At 57.9% G+C, this 18501-nt stretch carries 12 protein-coding genes; 9 read left to right on the forward strand and 3 right to left on the reverse strand.

All coding sequences use genetic code 11. The annotated features are described in order from the left end of the window. Window positions 1-81: 81 nt before the first annotated feature. The 6 genes from BTW08_RS10335 (at window position 82) to glrR (ending at window position 8117) form a co-directional block, all read left to right on the forward strand. Window positions 82-762, forward strand: a complete 681-nt coding sequence (locus BTW08_RS10335; RefSeq protein ID WP_075562450.1) for a TIGR00153 family protein — start codon at window positions 82-84, stop codon at window positions 760-762. Window positions 763-817: 55 nt separating this feature from the next. Beyond that, window positions 818-2086, forward strand: coding sequence for an inorganic phosphate transporter (locus BTW08_RS10340; RefSeq protein WP_075562451.1), 1269 nt, complete (start codon window positions 818-820; stop codon window positions 2084-2086). 121 nt (window positions 2087-2207) lie between these two features. After that, window positions 2208-3518: an amino-acid N-acetyltransferase gene (gene argA / locus BTW08_RS10345; RefSeq protein ID WP_075562452.1), complete on the forward strand. Its 1311-nt coding sequence runs from the start codon at window positions 2208-2210 to the stop codon at window positions 3516-3518. Window positions 3519-4362: 844 nt separating this feature from the next. Further along, complete coding sequence (locus BTW08_RS10350; protein WP_246837698.1) at window positions 4363-5937, forward strand: HAMP domain-containing sensor histidine kinase; 1575 nt, start codon at window positions 4363-4365, stop codon at window positions 5935-5937. Next, window positions 5922-6470 carry a hypothetical protein gene (locus BTW08_RS10355; protein ID WP_246837699.1) on the forward strand — a complete coding sequence of 183 codons (549 nt, stop codon included), beginning with the start codon at window positions 5922-5924 and terminating at the stop codon, window positions 6468-6470. Before BTW08_RS10350 ends, BTW08_RS10355 begins: the two co-directional genes overlap by 16 nt. Window positions 6471-6737: 267 nt before the next feature. After that, on the forward strand, window positions 6738-8117 hold the full coding sequence (gene glrR, locus BTW08_RS10360) for a two-component system response regulator GlrR (protein WP_075562454.1): 1380 nt from the start codon (window positions 6738-6740) through the stop codon (window positions 8115-8117). Between the two features lie 115 nt (window positions 8118-8232). Here glrR and BTW08_RS10365 read toward each other — a convergent pair whose 3' ends face one another. The 3 genes from BTW08_RS10365 to xseA all read right to left on the reverse strand — a co-directional run bounded on the left by BTW08_RS10365 (window position 8233) and on the right by xseA (window position 11264). Continuing rightward, window positions 8233-9480 (reverse strand): type II toxin-antitoxin system HipA family toxin, encoded by a 1248-nt coding sequence (locus tag BTW08_RS10365; RefSeq protein WP_075562455.1) that lies wholly within the window; start codon window positions 9478-9480, stop codon window positions 8233-8235. Beyond that, entirely contained in the window at window positions 9477-9731 is a 255-nt protein-coding gene (locus BTW08_RS10370) for a type II toxin-antitoxin system Y4mF family antitoxin (protein ID WP_075562456.1), read from the reverse strand. The genes BTW08_RS10365 and BTW08_RS10370 overlap by 4 nt, the downstream gene beginning before the upstream one ends. A 147-nt stretch (window positions 9732-9878) precedes the next feature. Beyond that, window positions 9879-11264 (reverse strand): exodeoxyribonuclease VII large subunit, encoded by a 1386-nt coding sequence (gene xseA, locus BTW08_RS10375; protein ID WP_075562457.1) that lies wholly within the window; start codon window positions 11262-11264, stop codon window positions 9879-9881. Window positions 11265-11560: 296 nt separating this feature from the next. Here xseA and guaB point away from each other — a divergent pair, with 296 nt between their 5' ends. From guaB to BTW08_RS10390, 3 genes are all read left to right on the forward strand, one after another. Beyond that, window positions 11561-13030: an IMP dehydrogenase gene (gene guaB / locus BTW08_RS10380; protein ID WP_075562458.1), complete on the forward strand. Its 1470-nt coding sequence runs from the start codon at window positions 11561-11563 to the stop codon at window positions 13028-13030. A gap of 130 nt (window positions 13031-13160) precedes the next feature. After that, window positions 13161-14735 carry a glutamine-hydrolyzing GMP synthase gene (gene guaA / locus BTW08_RS10385; protein ID WP_075562459.1) on the forward strand — a complete coding sequence of 525 codons (1575 nt, stop codon included), beginning with the start codon at window positions 13161-13163 and terminating at the stop codon, window positions 14733-14735. 178 nt (window positions 14736-14913) lie between these two features. Further along, window positions 14914-18459: an SIR2 family protein gene (locus BTW08_RS10390; RefSeq protein ID WP_075562460.1), complete on the forward strand. Its 3546-nt coding sequence runs from the start codon at window positions 14914-14916 to the stop codon at window positions 18457-18459. The last annotated feature ends 42 nt before the right edge of the window (window positions 18460-18501 follow it).

Here is an 18501-nt window from a genome sequence, read left to right on the forward strand (position 1 = left end):
CTCATGTGAATTTTTCATGACGCATACTGACGCAATCATTATACTGACGCCGCCACTTCCAACGCATCCAGGCCACGCTTTATGGTGAGTACCAACCCGTTCTCCGCGCTGTTCGGACGGTCGCCGTTCCAGCCGCTACTGGCTCATATCGTCAAGACCAGTGAATGTGCCGGTCAGCTGTTGCCGTTTTTCGATGCCGCGCTGGGTGGCGACTGGGACGAGGCGCGCAAACACCGCGAGACGATAACCCGGCTCGAGCACGAGGCGGACGAGCTCAAGACGCAGCTGCGTCTCAACCTGCCCAACACCATGTTCCTGCCGGTCTCGCGTTCCGACCTGCTGGAGCTGATCAGCGTTCAGGACAAGATCGCCAACAAGGCCCGCGACATCACCGGGATCATGTTGGGCCGAAACATGATCATTCCCGAGCCGCTGGCGGAGCCGATGCGCGACTACCTGCGTACCGCCGTGGAGACCGTCGACCAGGCGCGCAAGGCGCTCGAAGAGCTCGAGGATCTGCTCGAATCCGGCTTCGGTCGCAATGTCTCGGACGTCATGCACGAACTGATCAAGGAACTCCACGATCTCGAGCACAAGGCCGACGACCAGCAGATCGACATTCGTCGCCGGCTGTTTCAGCTCGAGTCGGAGCTGCCGCCGGTCGATGTCATCTTCCTCTATAAAATCATCGAATGGATCGGTGAACTGTCCGACCGCGCCGAGCGCGTGGGCAGCCGCCTGCAAATACTGACGGCCCGCTGATTGCGGGTCTTCGCCATTCTACGCCTTCGTCACGCCACTCAAGCGAACAGAGCCTATGTCCATCATTGCGCAACACGGTGATGTCTTCATCATTCTCGCCTGTGTCTTCGGCTTTTTCATGGCATGGGGAGTTGGTGCCAACGATGTCGCCAACGCCATGGGAACCTCGGTCGGCTCCAAGGCGATCACCATCAAGCAGGCGATCATCATTGCGGTGATCTTCGAGTTTCTCGGCGCCTGGCTGGCCGGGGGACAGGTCACCGAAACGATCCGCAAGGGTATCATCGACCCCGCGCTGCTCGAGAACGATCCGCAGATGCTGGTCTACGGCATGCTGGCGTCGCTGCTGGCGGCCGGTTCCTGGCTGATGATCGCCTCGTTCAAGGGCTGGCCGGTTTCCACCACGCACTCGATCGTCGGCGCCATCGTCGGCTTTGCGGTGGCGGGGCTGGGCGTCCAGTCGGTCAACTGGGGATCGGTGGGCACGATCGCGCTGAGCTGGATTACCTCGCCGCTGATCGCGGGCGTGTTCGCGTTCATGCTGTTCCGCTCGGTGCAGGTACTGATCTTCGACAGTCCCGATCCGTTCGCGGCCGCCAAGCGCTATGTGCCGGGCTACATCTTCCTCGTCGGCTTCATCGTCTCGATGGTGACGCTGGTCAAGGGGTTGTCCCACGTGGGCCTGCATCTGAGCTTCGGTGAAAGTCTGCTGCTGGCGGTGGCGTTCGGCGTGGTGATCATGATGTTCGGCCTGCTGCTGGAGAACCGGATCAACCGCGGTGATCGGCGGGCCCGCAGCAATTACGACTTTTCCAGCGTGGAGCGCATCTTCGGCGTGCTGATGATGTTCACCGCCTGCGCCATGGCCTTCGCCCACGGCTCGAACGACGTCGCCAACGCGGTCGGCCCGCTGGCGGCCGTGATCAGCGTGGTCGAGAACGGTGGCGGTGTTTCCGGCGCGGCGGCGATGCCGTGGTGGGTTTTGGTACTCGGCGGCGGCGGGATCGTGGTCGGTCTCGTCACCTACGGCCACAAGGTCATCGCCACCGTGGGTACCGGGATCACCGAACTGACGCCGAGCCGCGGTTTCGCCGCGACGCTCTCCGCCGCTTCCACCGTCGTGCTGGCTTCCGGCACCGGCCTGCCGATTTCGACCACGCATACGCTGGTCGGTGCCGTGCTCGGCGTGGGCCTGGCCCGCGGCATGGCCGCGCTCAACCTGCGCGTGCTCGGCTCGATCGTGCTGTCGTGGCTGATCACGCTACCGGCGGGCGCGCTGCTCTCCATTGCCTTTTTCTTCATGTTCAAGGGCATGTTCGGCTAGATTCGCCGGATTCGACGCCGGCCCGAAACCGCCGGTGGCGGTCTACCGGCTTGAAGACGCTCTGGTATAGTTGAGGCGGACCCCATTCACGTCTTTGTCTCATAGCCGGAGCGTCAACCTCTTGGACTCGCGTTTCCCCTTCGTCGACTGGTTTCGTCACTCATCGCCTTACGTCAATGCCCACCGCGGCAAGACTTTCGTCATTCTGATCGAAGGTGAGGCGATGGCGTCGTGGCGACGAGGCCAACTGCTGCAGGATCTGGCACTGCTGCACACGCTCGGTGTCCGGGTGGTGCTGGTCTACGGCATCCGGCCGCAGGTCGGCGCAGCGCTGGAGACAGAAGGCATCACCCCGCTGCGGGTCGGCGGACGCTGGGTCGCCGATCGCCAGATCATGGATCATGTCGAACGCATTGCCGCCATTCAGCGGCTCGATCTCGAGGCGCAGCTGTCGCTGGGGCTACCCAACACGCCGCTGCATGGCGTCGAACTGACGGCGGTTTCCGGCAATCTGGTAACGGCCAAGCCGTTGGGCGTCCGCGGCGGGGTGGATTTCGATCACAGCGGCGAAGTGCGTCGCGTGCGTAGTCAGGCCATCGAAAGCCTGCTCGCCGGCGGTAATCTGGTGATTCTGCCGCCGCTGGGCTACTCCCGCACCGGGGAGATATTCGATCTCGACGCCTCGGAGATCGCCCAGCACGTGGCGGTCTCGCTCAGGGCGGATAAGCTGATCCTGCTGGGCGAGTCGGCGGGGCTACACGATGACAGCGGTCAACTACAGCGCCAGCTGACGCCGGATGAGGCCGATACCCTGCGCGAACAGGCGGATCCGGGCAGCGAGCTTTTCCGGCACCTGGGCGCCGCCTGCGGCGCGGCCCGGCATGGCGTCGAACGTACCCATCTGCTCTCCTGGCGCGATCACGATGCACTGCTGGGCGAGCTGTTCACTCGCGATGGTGTCGGCACCATGATCACCCAGAATCGCTACGAGCTCTTGAGACAGGCGGTCCTGGACGATGTCGGCGGCCTGCTGGCTCTGCTCGCGCCGCTCGAGTCCAGCGGCATGCTGGTCGCTCGGACTCGCGAGCGGCTCGAGCACGAAATCGAGGATTACGTGGTGATCGATCGCGATGGCATGGCGATCGGCTGTGCGGCGCTGCACGGTTACGCCGAAGCGAAAATGGGCGAGCTGGCGTGTCTCGCCGTCCATGACGACTATCGCCGTGGCGCGCGAGGGGAGACGCTGCTGGCCGAAGTCGAGCGTCGCGCGCGTCGGCAGGGGCTCACGCAGCTGTTTGCCCTGACGACACACACCACGCACTGGTTCGTCGAGCGCGGCTTCTCCCTGACAACCCCGGAGGCGCTGCCCGACCTCAAACGCGGGACCTACAATCAGGCCCGTCGCTCCAAGGTGTTGCTGAAGTCGCTATAAGGAGACATCTGGGCCGCCGCAATTCGGGCTCAGGTGTCTCCAAATTGAGACTATTCAACTAATTGATATTAATGAATTTTTTGTTATTGGCCCCAAAAGCGTCTGTTTATGAAGACGTTTTTGGGGCCATTTCGCGTCTTCACGGCGCCAACTCTTACCTTCGTCCTGTTTCTCACGTCGCCATTGATTTCAAGTATTTGATTATCATGAATTATTCAGGAATTGGCACGCGGATCGCTATAGTCTTTGGCGAGAGCGACGAGATGGCCTCTCCGGAAGTCATCTCGCCGAATCTTGTAGGGCTCCTAACTACCCTGTGCGGAGCCAGCAAGATTCGACAGCGTCTGCTCCACGCGATGTGTGACTTAGGTTGCGATGAGACGGGTGTGGCCCATCGGGCAGGGAGATACACCATTCGGGCAAGGATGCCCCGGCAAGGATGCCGTCCCCCTCGCAAGAGGGGATCCATTGTGACCGGCCGCAGGATTTCCAGGATCGAGTATCCGGATTCCAGGCGACCGGTTCAGAAACGAAGCGGGCGGTTCGCCGCCACAGTACTCGATAGCCCCTGAATGGCTGAGTCGGATACTGGCTTCGGGGCCTTCTGGCCCACGGGAGCGATCTCGAAATCGCTGATTCAGGCAGTGTTTCTAGGTCGTTTTCGACCCTTCAGTTCCCTGCGTACCTTGGGCCGGCTCTGCCGGCCCTCTTTTTTTGTCAGGCTTTTTTGTCGGGCGTTTTGAAATCCGATTCTCGACAACGCCACTTCCAGGCCCGATCGACTATCGACGCATCGTGGCTCGAATAGGCGTTCAACAATAATGTTATCCTTGCGGAACGATCCATGACCCCGATGGGCATCCTGCATAGAGCGATCTTCATGACCACCGAGCTCTCCCGACGTTGGCGTCCTCGCTCGCTACTTCAACTGGTACTGCTGGCCTTCGTCGTCGTGATGTTGCCGATCGCGGTACTGATGTTTCAGGCCGGTCAGGCGCTTTCGCAGCTATCGACGCTGGCCGATCAAAGTGCGCGCCAGGCTGTAGAGGAGACGCGCCGAGCGCGTATGCTGAGTTCGCTGGCGCTGCAGATGGAGCGCAGCGCGCGCCAGTATGCCGTCATCGAGGAAGAGGGCCTGCGCGACATCTACGACCAGAAGGTCAATCAGTTCGGCGCTCTGTTACAGCAACACGAGCCGCTGATGGGCAACAATCCCGATTTCCAGTCCCTCTCCAAACGCTTTCAACGCCTGCGCGTCCTTCCCCCGGCGCCGGTAAAGGATATGAGTGGCTTCCTGGAAGGGTTCTCCGGTTTTGCCTCCGAGTCCGAAGCGGTGCGTGACGATACCAACGAGCTGATCGACGCGCGGATCGCCGATATTCGCCAGCAGGCCAATTCAGTCAAGACACGTCTGTGGATGCAGACCGCCGCACTCGTCTCCGCCAGCCTGATCCTGATGCTGTTCTTCACCTGGCTGATCACGCGGCCGATTCGCCAGCTCGAGCGGCGGATCTTCGGGCTGGGCAGCGGCGACCATAGCGATGTGCCGACGCGTATCCAGGGTCCGGCGGAACTGGTCCAGCTCGGCGATCGGCTATCGTGGCTGTCGGGCCGCCTGTCCGAACTCGAAGCGCAGAAGCAGCAGTTTCTGCGCCATATGTCGCATGAACTGAAGACACCGCTGGCCAGCGTTCGCGAAGGGACCGCCCTGCTCGGCGACGGCGTGGCCGGAGAGCTCAACGAGCGCCAGAGCGAAGTGGTGAGGTTGATCGACGAAAACGGCCAGGAGCTGCAGACGCTGATCGAACAGCTGCTGGATTACAATCTGCTCCAGAACAGCCGGCGGATGAAGGTCACCCAGTTCGATATCGCAACGGTGATTCAGGAGGTGCTATCCAAGCATCGGCTGGCGCTGGACAACAAGGGCATGCAGGTCACGAGTCCGCATCATCCGGTGATGTGGCAGGCGGACCGCGAGCGGACGGCGAGAATTCTGGATAATCTGATCTCGAACGCGATTGCCTATGGCAACGATGGCGGCCAGTTGATGATTCGCACCGCGCAGCAACGTGACGAGCTAATGCTGGACGTGGCCAACAGCGGCGATCCCATAGCCGAGGCCGATCGCGACCACCTGTTCGAAGCGTTCTATCAAGGCAGCGCGCGGCGCAAGGGGCCGTTGAAGGGCTCCGGTATCGGCCTTTCGGTCGCGGCCGACTGCGCCAAACTGCAGGATGGGCAACTGGCGCTGGTCGAAGATGCCGAACTGCCGGTCTGCTTTCGACTCACGTTGCCATGGGCGAATCGCCCGGCGCGCGTTTCGCAACAGGATAGAGCGCCACACGATGATAATGACGCCGCACCGGGCGAGCCGGCTCGGAGCGGTGAGGCAAGGAAGAAAACATGGTCAGTCAGATGAAAACCACGCTGTTATTGCTGGGAATGATGGCGCTGGCGGGTTGCCAGTCGCTCTCCCGTGAATCCATCCCTGCCGGTTGCGGCGACATTCCGAGCTACGCCGACAACGTCTGCCTGGTCGACGCCTGGGTGGCTTTCGGTCTACAGGCGCAACGCGGGGACGATGACTGGCGCCAACGGACGCTGGACAAGGTCGGGCAGCACCGCATGGACCAGAAGGCCGTCCGGGCACTGGTGCTCTCCTGGGATGGCCCCGGTGAGTGGCAACGCGCCGCGGACCTCTACAAGGCCTCGATCGACTCGGCGCCGACCCGGCTCCAGCCGCTGCTGCAGCAGTGGCTGAACGAATTGGAAGAGCGTCGCAAGCTGTACGCTCAGCGAAGCACGAGTACGAACGCGAGTCGGCAGGGTGGTCACAGCAATACGCAGGCACTGAAGCGCGAAAACGAGAAGCTGAAACAACAGCTCAAGGAGATGTCGGACAAGCTCGACGCCTTGACCGATATCGAGCGGACGATCAACGCGCGCGACTGATAGCTAAAACGTCCACAACCGATCTTCGAATGCCCGCAAACGTGCTTCGGAGTCGGTAACGCCGCGTGATCATCAATACTCACGAATAACCAAGCCAACCGTGCGATTCGAAGTCGATTGACCACGTCGATACCGCGCGACCGCGTCACGGCGAGTGTGACACGCCCTTGCCGACAGACAGGGCGAAGCGGCGGCAGAGAGATGCCTATGTCATTGAATACTCAGGATTCACCAGCTTCCAAAACCCGGGCGATCCGAACGCCAGCCATGGAGCCGGGCAGGAACAGCCATACCGCTCACATCTTGCTGGTCGACGACGATACCAGCCTGCTCAAGCTGCTGGGCATGCGCCTGGAAAGCCGCGGGTTCCGGGTGACGACGGCGGAAAGTGGCCGCGAAGCGCTGACCCACATCGAAGAGACGGCGCCGGACCTGGTGCTATCCGACCTGCGCATGGACGAGATGGACGGCCTGGCATTGTTCCACGAGCTGCAGCGTCGCCTACCGGGGATGCCGGTGATCATTCTCACCGCGCATGGCTCGATTCCGGACGCCGTCAGTGCCACGCGCCAGGGCGTGTTCAGCTTCCTGACCAAGCCGGTCGATCGCGACGAGCTGTTCGAGGCGATCGACGAGGCGCTCAAGCAGACGCCGACCGCGCGTGGCGAAGGCGGCGAAGCTTGGCGTTCGAAGATCATCACCCGCAGCCCGCAAATGGAGCGCATTCTCGAGCAGGCCTACATGGTCGCCGCCTCGGATGTCAGCGTGCTGCTGACCGGCCCCAGCGGTAGCGGCAAGGAGCTGCTGGCCAACGCCATGCATCAGGCCAGCCCGCGCGCCGACAAGCCCTTCGTCGCCATCAACTGCGGCGCACTACCGGAACAGCTGCTGGAAAGCGAACTGTTCGGCCACGCTCGCGGCGCCTTCACCGGCGCGGTCACTCAGCACGACGGGCTGTTCCTTGCCGCCGACGGCGGCACGCTGTTCCTCGACGAGATCGGCGATATGCCGCTGCCGCTGCAGGTCAAGCTGCTGCGCGTATTGCAGGAGCGCCAGGTTCGCCCGCTGGGCAGCACCAAGTCGTTCCCCATCGACGTGCGGATCATCTCCGCCACCCATCGCGATCTCGATCGTGCCATGCACGAAGGCGATTTCCGTGAGGATCTCTATTACCGCCTCAACGTGGTCAACCTCAAGCTGCCGCCGCTGCGCGATCGGGCCGAGGATATCCCGCTGCTGGCCAAGCACATGGTGGCGCAGGTCTCGGCGCGGCATAAACCGTTCGTCAAAGGTTTCTCGCCGGAAGCGCTCAATCTGCTGGCCTCCAGCGGCTGGCCGGGCAACGTACGCCAGCTCGTCAACGTGGTCGAACAGTGCGTCGCCCTGACCAGCACACCGATGATTCCCGAAGCGCTGGTCTCTCAGGCGCTGGTCGCCGAGGAGAACGCGCTGCCCTCCTTCAGCGAGGCGCGTGCGGGTTTCGAACGCAGCTACCTGATCAAGGTGCTCAAGATCACCGAAGGCAACGTCACCCAGGCGGCGCGTATCGCCGGGCGTAACCGCACCGACTTCTACAAGCTGCTGTCGCGTCATGACCTCGACCCCGGCACCTTCAAGCCGAACGCGATGCCGGATCCGGCAGGCTGATCGTTCCGCTCGAGCAAATGATTGGGGAAGTGGGAATGAAGAGAGCCACCGTCGAAGACTTCCGGCGGTGGCTTTCTGGGCACTACTGATTCATCCGATGTCGTGTCGTCGGCGTTTATGACGCCCATCTCGTTTTGGAACGTCTTGCCTGACTGGTGATGTGTCGACCGAGACGCTCGATCAGTGTCTGCTCGGTGCCTTGGCGGGCGATAAGTGCCAGTCGGTTGCTGACTCGCTCGACGGCATCGGGCATGGCATCTGCCAGCGTAAGACCTTGTTGGCGAAAATAGCGCGGCTGTAGCTGAAGTTCTCCGGCGCAGGCGTCCAGCTGTTGGCGGCCAATCTGGCCCGGTCGATTCTCGCCACCGAGACTGAATGCAAACCGCCGGGCCAGACCGGAATAGAGATTCGTGCTCATCAGGTCGTAAAACGGTGCCAGACGGGGGCCTTCGGCCGTAAAGAGCACGGAAAGATTCTTGGCGTGACTATCGTGGTTGCCGATCAACAGATTAAAGAAGATCCAGCGAATGAAGCGCTGATGGTCGGCCAAGGGCGCATCGGCTCGCTTCAGCAGCTCTCGACAACCCGCGAGGCCGGGACCGCCGTCGCTCTCATATTTAACGGTTGATCGGACCCCGGCGAGCTGGCAGAAATCCAGCTGGTGCAGGCGGCGCAGCTCGTCTCGGCTGCCATCCCATACCCGGTCGTAGCGGGTGACGAGACAAGCCTGCGTTTCCGGTTGATAGGCAGCCTCGGCGGCCCCCAACCCCAGTTCTTTGGCTAGCAACTGGCAAAACGTTTCGTTTAGCGCCGAGGCCCAGACGCTATCGAACGTGCGGATGTCCGGCTTGAGGATATGACTGGAAGGGGACGAGCCCTCGGGTAGATAGGGGATACCCTCTTTTACCATCAACAGGCGTTTATTTTGGGCGCCGGCTAGGGATAGACGCGCGTCTGTCCCTTCGAAGCTGCTCAGTGTGGGCTCTCCATCGGCAAGGCTGCGAGCCAATTCGTCCCAGGTGATCTGCCGATATCGGGCTGCTTCCGGTCGCACCCCTGATGGCTGCAGAGAGAAGCCGCTGGCGGTATCGCCACCCACGGCATCCAGCAGCCCGAAGAGCGTGGTAGCGTGCCTTTGCTGCTCCAGAAATTCGCGTAGTCGACCTTCCGGCAATAGATTTTCGAAGAACGACTCGACGGCAGTGCCCGCGTGCATCGGGACCTCGGCTGGCAACCCTGGCGCCAATGACAGGCCACCGTCGTCGATCCAGCTCTGGGCATAGCAAAACCGTAGCGGTTGCTCGTCAAAGAGAGTGCCGACTTGCGACTCTGCCGCGTAGAGATCCAGCGATCGCATGCTCATTCGGCGCTACCTTTGCGTCGAATGGACACTTCCAGCCCCATCAGATCGAGGACATCGAGCACCTTCTGCATCTGAAGGGTCGGCTTGCCTTTCTCCAGGTCGACGACAAACCGGTTACCCGTACCCGCTAACCCCGCCAAGTCGGCTTGGAGCAGCTTCTGTTCCCGGCGCAATTGTTGAACGATCTCACCGATTGCTTCGGTCGAGCGAACGGTTTGGGGTAGCGAAGGGGATTCTTCCGTTCGAGCCATTGTAGCCTCCCGAAATTACCGGACGGTAATAATAGCGTTACTCAGACAATCATACGCCAAGAGATTACCGAGCGGTAATTTTTCGCGAAATTTGGCGGTTAAACGCCGGTTTATTCCCGAGCGGTAATTTTCCGATTCTGGCCTGCTTCAGCGCTTCAAGCGACGCTTCACTTCCAGCTTCAGGCGGCCCTCGCCGAGGCGGGCGGTCAGTGTCTGACCGGGTTGGGTCTGGCTGGCGGCGCGGACGACCTGGCCACTGTCGTCCTGCAGGATCGAGTAGCCGCGGCCCAGCACGGCCAGCGGGCTGACGGCGTTGAGCTCACGGGCGATCCCCTGCAGGTTTTGGCGCTCCTGGTGCAGGCGACGCTGCTGGGCGGCCGCAAGCCGCTGGCGAAGCTGATCTACGCGCCCGCGGGACTGGCGCAGCGTTCGGCTGGGGTCGTGCAAGGTGAAGCGCCGGGTGGCGGCGTCGAGCCGTTGCCGATCCCGCTGCAAGCGCTGGTGCATCGCCAGTTGCAAGCGGCGATCCAGCCCCGCCAGGTGTTGGCGCTGCTGGGCGAGGCGTTCGCCGGGATGGCGCAGCCGGGCGCGTAGATGATCGAGGCGCTGAGATTCGGCATTGACGCGCCCTTGCCAGGCGCGGATCAGGCGCTGGCGCTGCTGATTCAGCGTCGCTTCGAGATCGCGGCGATCCGGCACCAGCCGCTCGGCGGCAGCGGAAGGCGTCGGGGCGCGCACGTCGGCGGCGAATTCCGCCAGGGTCACGTCGACCTCATGGCCGATGGCCGCCATCACCGGCAGCTTCGAGTGGAAGATCGCCCGCACCAGATGCTCGTCGTTGAACGCCCACAGGTCTTCCAGGCTGCCGCCGCCACGGGTGATCAGAATCGCATCGAACGGATCGATCGCCGGGCGCTCGGCATCCTGTTGTGCTGATTCATAACGTGCCTGACGATTGATCAAGGCCAGCGCGCGGATCAGCGCCGGCGGCGCTTCCCGGCCCTGAACCACGGATGGAAAAACGCTGACGCGAATCATCGGCCAGCGCGCCTGCAGCACCGCGAGCACGTCACGAATCGCCGCGCCGGTGTTCGAGGTGATCAGTGCCAGATGGCGGGGCGGGTAGGGCAGTGGCCGGGCGTTGGCGAACATGCCCTCTGCCTCCAGCTTGCGCTTGAGGCGTTCGTAGGCCGCCATCAGCTCGCCTTCGCCGCTGGGCTGCACGGCATCGACGATCAATTGATAATCGCCGCGCGGTTCGAAGATCGACACCCGTCCGCGAACCTTGATCCGGTCGCCATCTTTCAACGGCGTGCGCGACAGGCTCGCCCGATTGCGGAAGAACGCGCACTTGAGCTGGGCCTTGGCGTCTTTCAGCGTGAAATAGATATGTCCGGAGGCGGGGCGCGCCAGCCCGGAAATCTCGCCCTCGACCCAGCAGTCGCCGAAGCCGCGCTCCAGCATCTGGCGGGCCTGGCGATTGAGGTCGCTGACGGAGATCGCCTGTGGCGACGGTGAGGTGAACGCAGGCATGGGCTGACCCGGAAGGAAACGGTTATGAATGGTCGAAAGCCTAACATGAAGCCGGCGGCCCTGGTGCAGGTGAGAAACGGTGCTGGTCAGAAACGGTGCCGGTCGAATACAGCGCTGATCGAACCCCGAACCCCTGCTTGCCATTGAGAGGCAACGGCCAAACGACTATAATGCGCGATTAACTTTTCGCGGCCCCGGTCCATGCCGGTCCACACTGCAAGGACCGTCTCCAAGGACACTCGCGGTGCCGCAGGCTGTCACAGGCTCCCCACCACCTGCCAATTGGGTTTCCGACCATGCTACGTATAGCGCAAGAAGCTCTTACGTTCGACGACGTATTACTCGTACCCCGCTACTCGGATGTCCTGCCCAGAGACGTCGACCTCAAATCCCGCCTGACTCGCAATCTGACCCTGAACATCCCGCTGCTCTCTTCCGCCATGGATACCGTGACCGAAGCGCGTCTGGCGATTGCCATGGCGCAGGAAGGCGGTATCGGCATCATCCACAAGAGCATGTCGATCACCCAGCAGGCCGCCGAGGTCCGCAAGGTCAAGAAGCACGAGAGCGTTATCGTCAAGGACCCGGTCACCGTGGGTCCCAACGCCAAGCTGCAGGATCTGCTGGAGATGGCCAAGGAGTACGGCTATTCCGGTTTCCCGGTCGTCGAGGGCGAGACTCTGGTCGGGCTCGTCACCGGGCGCGACATGCGCTTCCAGCCGGATTATAGCGACAGCGTCGAAGCGATCATGACCCCGCGTGAAAAGCTGGTCACCGTGCCGGAAGGCACCTCGCTCGACGTGATCAAGACCAAGCTGCAGGAAAACCGCATCGAGAAGATCCTGGTCGTCGACAAGGACTTCCACCTGCGCGGCCTGGTCACCGTGCGTGACATCGAAAAAGCCCGCACCTACCCGATGGCCGCGAAAGACGCCGATGGCCGCCTGCTGGTTGGCGCCGCCGTCGGTACCGGCCCGGAAACCCCGGATCGTATCGCCGCGCTGGTCGAAGCCGGCGTCGACGTGCTGGTCGTCGATACCGCCCACGGCCACTCCAAGGGCGTCATCGACCGCGTTCGCTGGGTCAAGGAACACTATCCGGACCTGCAGGTGATCGGCGGCAACATCGCCACCGGCGACGCCGCCGTCGCACTGGCTGAAGCCGGCGCTGACGCGGTCAAGGTCGGTATCGGCCCCGGTTCCATCTGCACCACCCGCGTCGTCACCGGCGTTGGTGTGCTGCAGATCACCGCCGTCGCCAACGTCGCCGAAGCGCTCAAGCCGTTCGACATTCCGCTGATCGCCGATGGCGGCGTGCGCTACTCCGGGGATATCGCCAAGGCGATCGTCGCCGGCGCCAGCACCGTGATGCTCGGCAGCATGCTCGCCGGGACCGAAGAGTCACCGGGCGAAGTCGAACTGTTCCAGGGCCGGACCTACAAGGCCTATCGCGGCATGGGCTCCATGGGCGCGATGTCCCAGACCCAGGGCTCCTCGGATCGCTACTTCCAGAGCAAGGACGAAGGCGTCGAGAAGCTGGTGCCAGAAGGGATCGAAGGCCGCGTGCCTTATAAAGGACAGATGAGCGCCATCGTTCACCAGATGATGGGCGGCCTGCGCGCCTCCATGGGCTACACCGGTTGCCATAACATCGACGAGATGCGCACTCAGCCGGAGTTCGTCAAGATCACTGGCGCCGGGATCACCGAATCCCACGTGCATGACGTACAGATTACCAAGGAAGCGCCGAACTACCGCGCTGGTTGATTGACTCGTTAGTCGGAAGGGGGAAGGGAGGAGTGGGAAGTGCATCTTTCCTCTTCGCTCTTTCCTCTTCATTCTTTTCCGGCCGTGCTTTTGTCTCGGCAATTGAAACCATTACGGCGGTGGCCCCTTCATGACCGACATCCATTCGCACAAGATTCTGATCCTCGACTTCGGCTCCCAGTACACGCAGCTGATCGCGCGCCGCGTGCGCGAGATCGGCGTGTTCTCCGAGATCCGCGCCTTCGATATCACCGAAGAAGAGATCCGCGAATACAATCCCAACGGCATCATCCTCTCCGGTGGGCCGGAATCGGTCTCCGAGCTGGGCTCGCCGCGGGCGCCGGCATGCGTGTTCGAGATGGGCCTGCCGGTCTTCGGCATCTGCTACGGCATGCAGACCATGGCCGAACAGCTGGGCGGCGCCACTGAAGGCTCCAACAAGCGCGAGTTCGGCTACGCCCAGATCAGCGTCGCCTCGGAAGACGACCTGCTCGGCGGTATCAAGGATCATGTCGGCAAACGTGGCGATGCCCTGCTCGACGTGTGGATGAGCCACGGTGACAAGGTCGCCCGCGCGCCGGAGGAATTCACCATCACCGCCTCCACGCCGAGCTGCCCGATCGCCGCCATGACCTGGCCGGAAAAGCGCTTCTACGGCGTGCAGTTCCACCCGGAAGTCACCCACACCACACAGGGCCAGCGGATTCTCGAGCGCTTCGTGCTGGATATCTGCAAGGCGGAAAAGCTCTGGACCCCGGCGCAGATCATCGAAGACCTGACCGATCGCGTTCGCGAACAGGTCGGAGACCGCCACGTGCTGCTCGGCCTTTCCGGCGGGGTGGATTCTTCCGTGGTTGCGGCGCTGCTGCACAAGGCGATCGGCACGCAGCTCACCTGCGTCTTCGTCGACAACGGCCTGCTGCGCAAGCAGGAAGGCGACCAGGTGATGGAAACCTTCGGCCAGCACATGGGCGTCAAGGTGATCCGCGTCGATGCGGAAGAAGAGTTCCTGGGCAAGCTGAGAGGGGAGAACGACCCCGAAGCCAAGCGCAAGATCATCGGCAACACCTTTATCGACGTATTCGACCGTGAAGCCGCCAAGATCGACGGCGTCGAATTTCTCGCCCAGGGCACCATCTACCCGGACGTGATCGAATCCGCCGCCAGCAAGACCGGCAAGGCCCACGTGATCAAGTCGCACCACAACGTCGGCGGCCTGCCCGAGACCATGAAGCTCAAGCTGGTCGAACCGCTGCGCGAACTGTTCAAGGACGAAGTGCGCAAGCTCGGCCTCGAACTCGGCCTGCCGTACGACATGGTCTATCGTCACCCATTCCCCGGGCCGGGCCTCGGCGTGCGCATCCTCGGCGAAGTCAAAAAAGAGTATGCCGACATCCTGCGCGAAGCTGACGCCATCTTCATCGAAGAGCTGCACAACTTCGACTGGTACCACAAGACCAGCCAGGCGTTCGCCGTGTTCCTGCCGGTGAAGTCGGTTGGCGTCGTCGGTGACGGCCGCCGCTACGAATGGGTCATCGCCATTCGCGCCGTCGAAACCATCGACTTCATGACCGCTCGCTGGGCGCACCTGCCGTATGAGCTGCTGGAGACAGTCTCCAACCGCATCATTAACGAGATCAGTGGCGTATCGCGCGTGACGTATGACGTTAGTAGCAAGCCGCCCGCGACGATTGAGTGGGAGTGAGTTTTTAACCTGTAAGCTTTTTCCTACAAAGCTGTAAGCAAAAACCCGCTATTGAGCGGGTTTTTTTGGAGTTTTGATTCGTGCTAAAAGTCCACAAGCCACGTAGGTAAATTGCTTTGCAATTTTGGATAATAATTAAGTAATATAAAATAATCTTTTGTTTTTACGGGGTTTGGTTATGAGCGATGTCTCCTCTCTTCCTGATTATGCTGCATTGAAAAAGTTAGCTTCTGCACTTTGGCAAGAGGATGGTACTTATCATGGAGCTGCCGTCATGGTAGGTGCCGGCTTCGGACGTAGTGCAGCGTCAACAGGTGATCGAACAAAAAAAATGCCGTTGTGGAATAATTTTTCCACTATTCTCTCCAAAGAGCTAGACTCGAATAGCTCGGACCCACTGCGCTTAGCAGAAGAATATTGCGCCTATTTTGGCAAGCAAGCACTTCATGACTTAATAAAGAAAAAAATAAACGATTCGGCCTGGCAGCCTGGCGATTTATATAATAAATTATTAGAGTTGCCGTGGTCAGAAGTCTTGACTACTAATTGGGATACGTTGCTGGAGCGTGCTTCTGCTAGGATTCATCAACCGATTTACAGTATTGTGTCTAGGCAAGAAGATTTGTCTAGCGCTAGGTCGCCAAGGATAGTTAAGTTACATGGTACGATCGATGTAAGTAGCGATCTCGTTTTTACAGAAGAAGATTATCGGAAATATCCAGTTGCGCATGCTGCGTTTGTAAATTTTTCACGTCAGGTTTTTATTGAAAACGAACTTTGTTTGATTGGATTTTCAGGTGATGATCCTAATTTCCTACAATGGGCAGGGTGGGTTAGAGATAACCTGGCAATTCACTCTAGGCGTATTTATTTGGTTGGAGCTTTAGAGCTGAGTTCAGCGAAACGGAAATACTTGGAATCCATCAATGTTGCTCCGATAGATTTTTCTAATTTGGTTGCATCTTATGATGAACCTGATGCCCGACATCTAAAAGCAATACAAATATTCTTTGAATGCTTAAAAAATCTAGAGCCTAAAAAGGTTTGGGAATGGTGTCCTGAAGAATTGCACGATAGAGCTGCAAGAGGTAGAAAGAAACAAAAATCGGATGAAGATGGTGATGATAGTTTTAGAATAACCGAGGCTGATGTTTTAGCTTTAGAAAAAGAGAGGCTATCCTACCCCGACTGGTTAGTTTGTCCGCGATTGCAACGATCTCAGGTGAAAAATCAAATATTTAAGATTGCCATAAATAAGAGAAGTTTTTCTCACCTAAGCGAGGGTGTTAAGTCAAGGTTGTTGTATGAAATTGCTTGGAGGCATAGTGTAGTTTACGAGATTATTCCTCAGTGGTTAGTTAATGAGTTATTTGCTGTATGTGATCCAGATTTAGCATGCGGGTTGACGAAAAAGCAACAATTAGAATTGGCAGCTATTTTGCTTGCGAACACCCGCTGGCTGGATAGTTCTAAAAGCGACTTCGATTTTGCTGATGTTAGAGCTATTTTGATGAAGGGGGAGCAGTATTGGAGTCATAGTAATAATGAGCTTTTTTATCATGATGCTATCTTGGCGAGAGATGGTTTTGATTATCAGGCACTAGAAAATCTCTCGGAGAAACTTACCGCTATCACTCCTATATGGAAGTTGAGAAAAGCTTCGCTATTTGCAGAGCTTGGGCGATTTGATGAAGGTGAGTCGCTCGTGGCTGAGGCATATAAAGAGCTTCTTTTTAGTTATAGGAATGAATACAGTTCTATCTATATTGTTTCGAGGTTAGCTTGGGCGCATTGGATCATGCGCGGTATTGATATATCTTCATTTAAAAGTGACTTGAAACCATTTCCATCTATCTACCAGGATTCTAAGTGTGATCCTTGGGATCACATTGAAGAGATTAGAGAGCGTGTTTCAAAAGATTTAGATAGACAGCAGCAAATGCAATTGGTAGAGCCATCGTTTGAACCTGGACGGTATAAGAATAAGACTAACGGGACAAGGGTCGATAATGAAACCCATCCGTTAGTTCTGTTAGATAAAATCTCTAGCGCTGTTGGCATGCCTTTGAAATGGAGCGGTGCTAATTTCTTCGCCGAGCAGGCGGCAAGGTTGGCCGAGCTGGATGAAGTTGAAAATTTTCAACGTTTCTCTTTAGCCATCCGCTCTGCTAATAGCGATAGTTCTGATGTGTTAAAGAAAGTCTTCTCTAGAATGAAGGTGGCATGTATTCCAGAATATGATGTGCAACTCTTAATAGAGCAGTGCTCGCGAGCTATTGATTTTTTTAGCGGGGAAAAAGCAAAAAAAAGTAACGGCTCTAATGTTTTCAATGTTGATCGCCTTCGAGTCTTTATTGAGGTTTTGGCTCGTTTGTCTGTTCGGGCGTCTATAGATCAGGCAAAATCAATATTTTGTTTGTCTGTATCTCTCGCGAAAAAAAATGCTTTTCATCATGTTTGGCTTTTTGATCCAATTGACAATCTTGCAAAATTTTCTCTCAAAAGCGTGCCTGAAAACGAACAGCATGAAATTTTATTGGACGCGCTATCCTTTCCGCTTCAATCCGAAATAAGTATCGATGAAGGCGATAGATGGGCAAATCCTGTTGTGAATTTTCCAGGGAAAAGAGTAAAAAACTCTGCTCTTGATCGTCGGGTGGACGAAATAATAGATTGCATATCCTATTGCTCTCCTTTAAGCGCGCCTGCACTTCTTCGGCTTATTCCCTTGGTAGAAAAAGATTTTCTCACCAATGCCGAAAGAAATAAAATTGCAGAGAGGTTATGGGGGGAATGCCCCCTAGGTGTTTTTCCGGATGTAGGGTTACTCAAATATGTTTTTCTCAAACTTCCAGCGCCAGAATGTTCTGATGTGGAAAACATTGTTAGGCATCATTTGTTTGAAGATGATGGAGGAATGTTGACTAGAGAAGAATTTTTGGCTGATCTGGTTAACGCAGCAAAAGGAGAAGGTGCTCGGCAGTACCCAACAAGTTATCAAGCTGTTAAATATTTTGAGAAATTAGTTGCCTGGAGGCGGAGAGAAGAAAAAAATGATATTTTTGGTATTTTGAGACACAGACAGGATCAGGTCGTAAAGTTGATAGGCGAGGCGTTATCTCGTTCCGTTGTTCCATCGCTGGCCCTCAGTGAGTTGTCAGATGAAAGCTTTGAAAAACTAAATGCATTTTATTTTGACCTAAATGAGCCAGAAGTATTAGGCGCGTTTCCGTTTTTTGCTGCTTCAAATCAAGCGTTTGTCGAGCCCGTAGAAAAATTGATTAAAAAAGGGCTGCAGTCGAACGATGCCAATACATTGGCACATGCTTCTTACGCTATTTTAGTCTGGAGAGATTTGCAGTGCTCTCCCACTATTGATGCTTTAATCTCCCGATTTGTCTATACGATCCTGCCAATTAGGATGATAGGTTTGTCTGCTATGCTCTTTGCAGCTAACGAAATGTATGCAAAGCAATATTTATCCAGCGAGAATGTGAATTTGTTAATAGAAACGTTGCCGATTATCTTTGATAGTGCAGAATATAGTAAGTTTGATTCAGCTAGTCGTGAGTCTATTAGTGTTTCGTTTGTGCGTTCAGCTTGCGTTAAGTTAGCAAAAAATATTATTGAAAAAGAGCAATCTCAAGACAGTGAGCTGCTAAGGATCTTGCAAAACGCTGAACAAGATCCTCTACCAGAAGTTCGTTTTTTGCAAAACGTGTGAGCGAAAGCCTGCATAAGCGGCCACTTCGCCAGAGCATATTTC

The sequence above is a fragment of the Salinicola sp. MH3R3-1 genome (assembly GCF_001937155.1).
GTDB classification, from domain to species: domain Bacteria; phylum Pseudomonadota; class Gammaproteobacteria; order Pseudomonadales; family Halomonadaceae; genus Salinicola; species Salinicola halophyticus.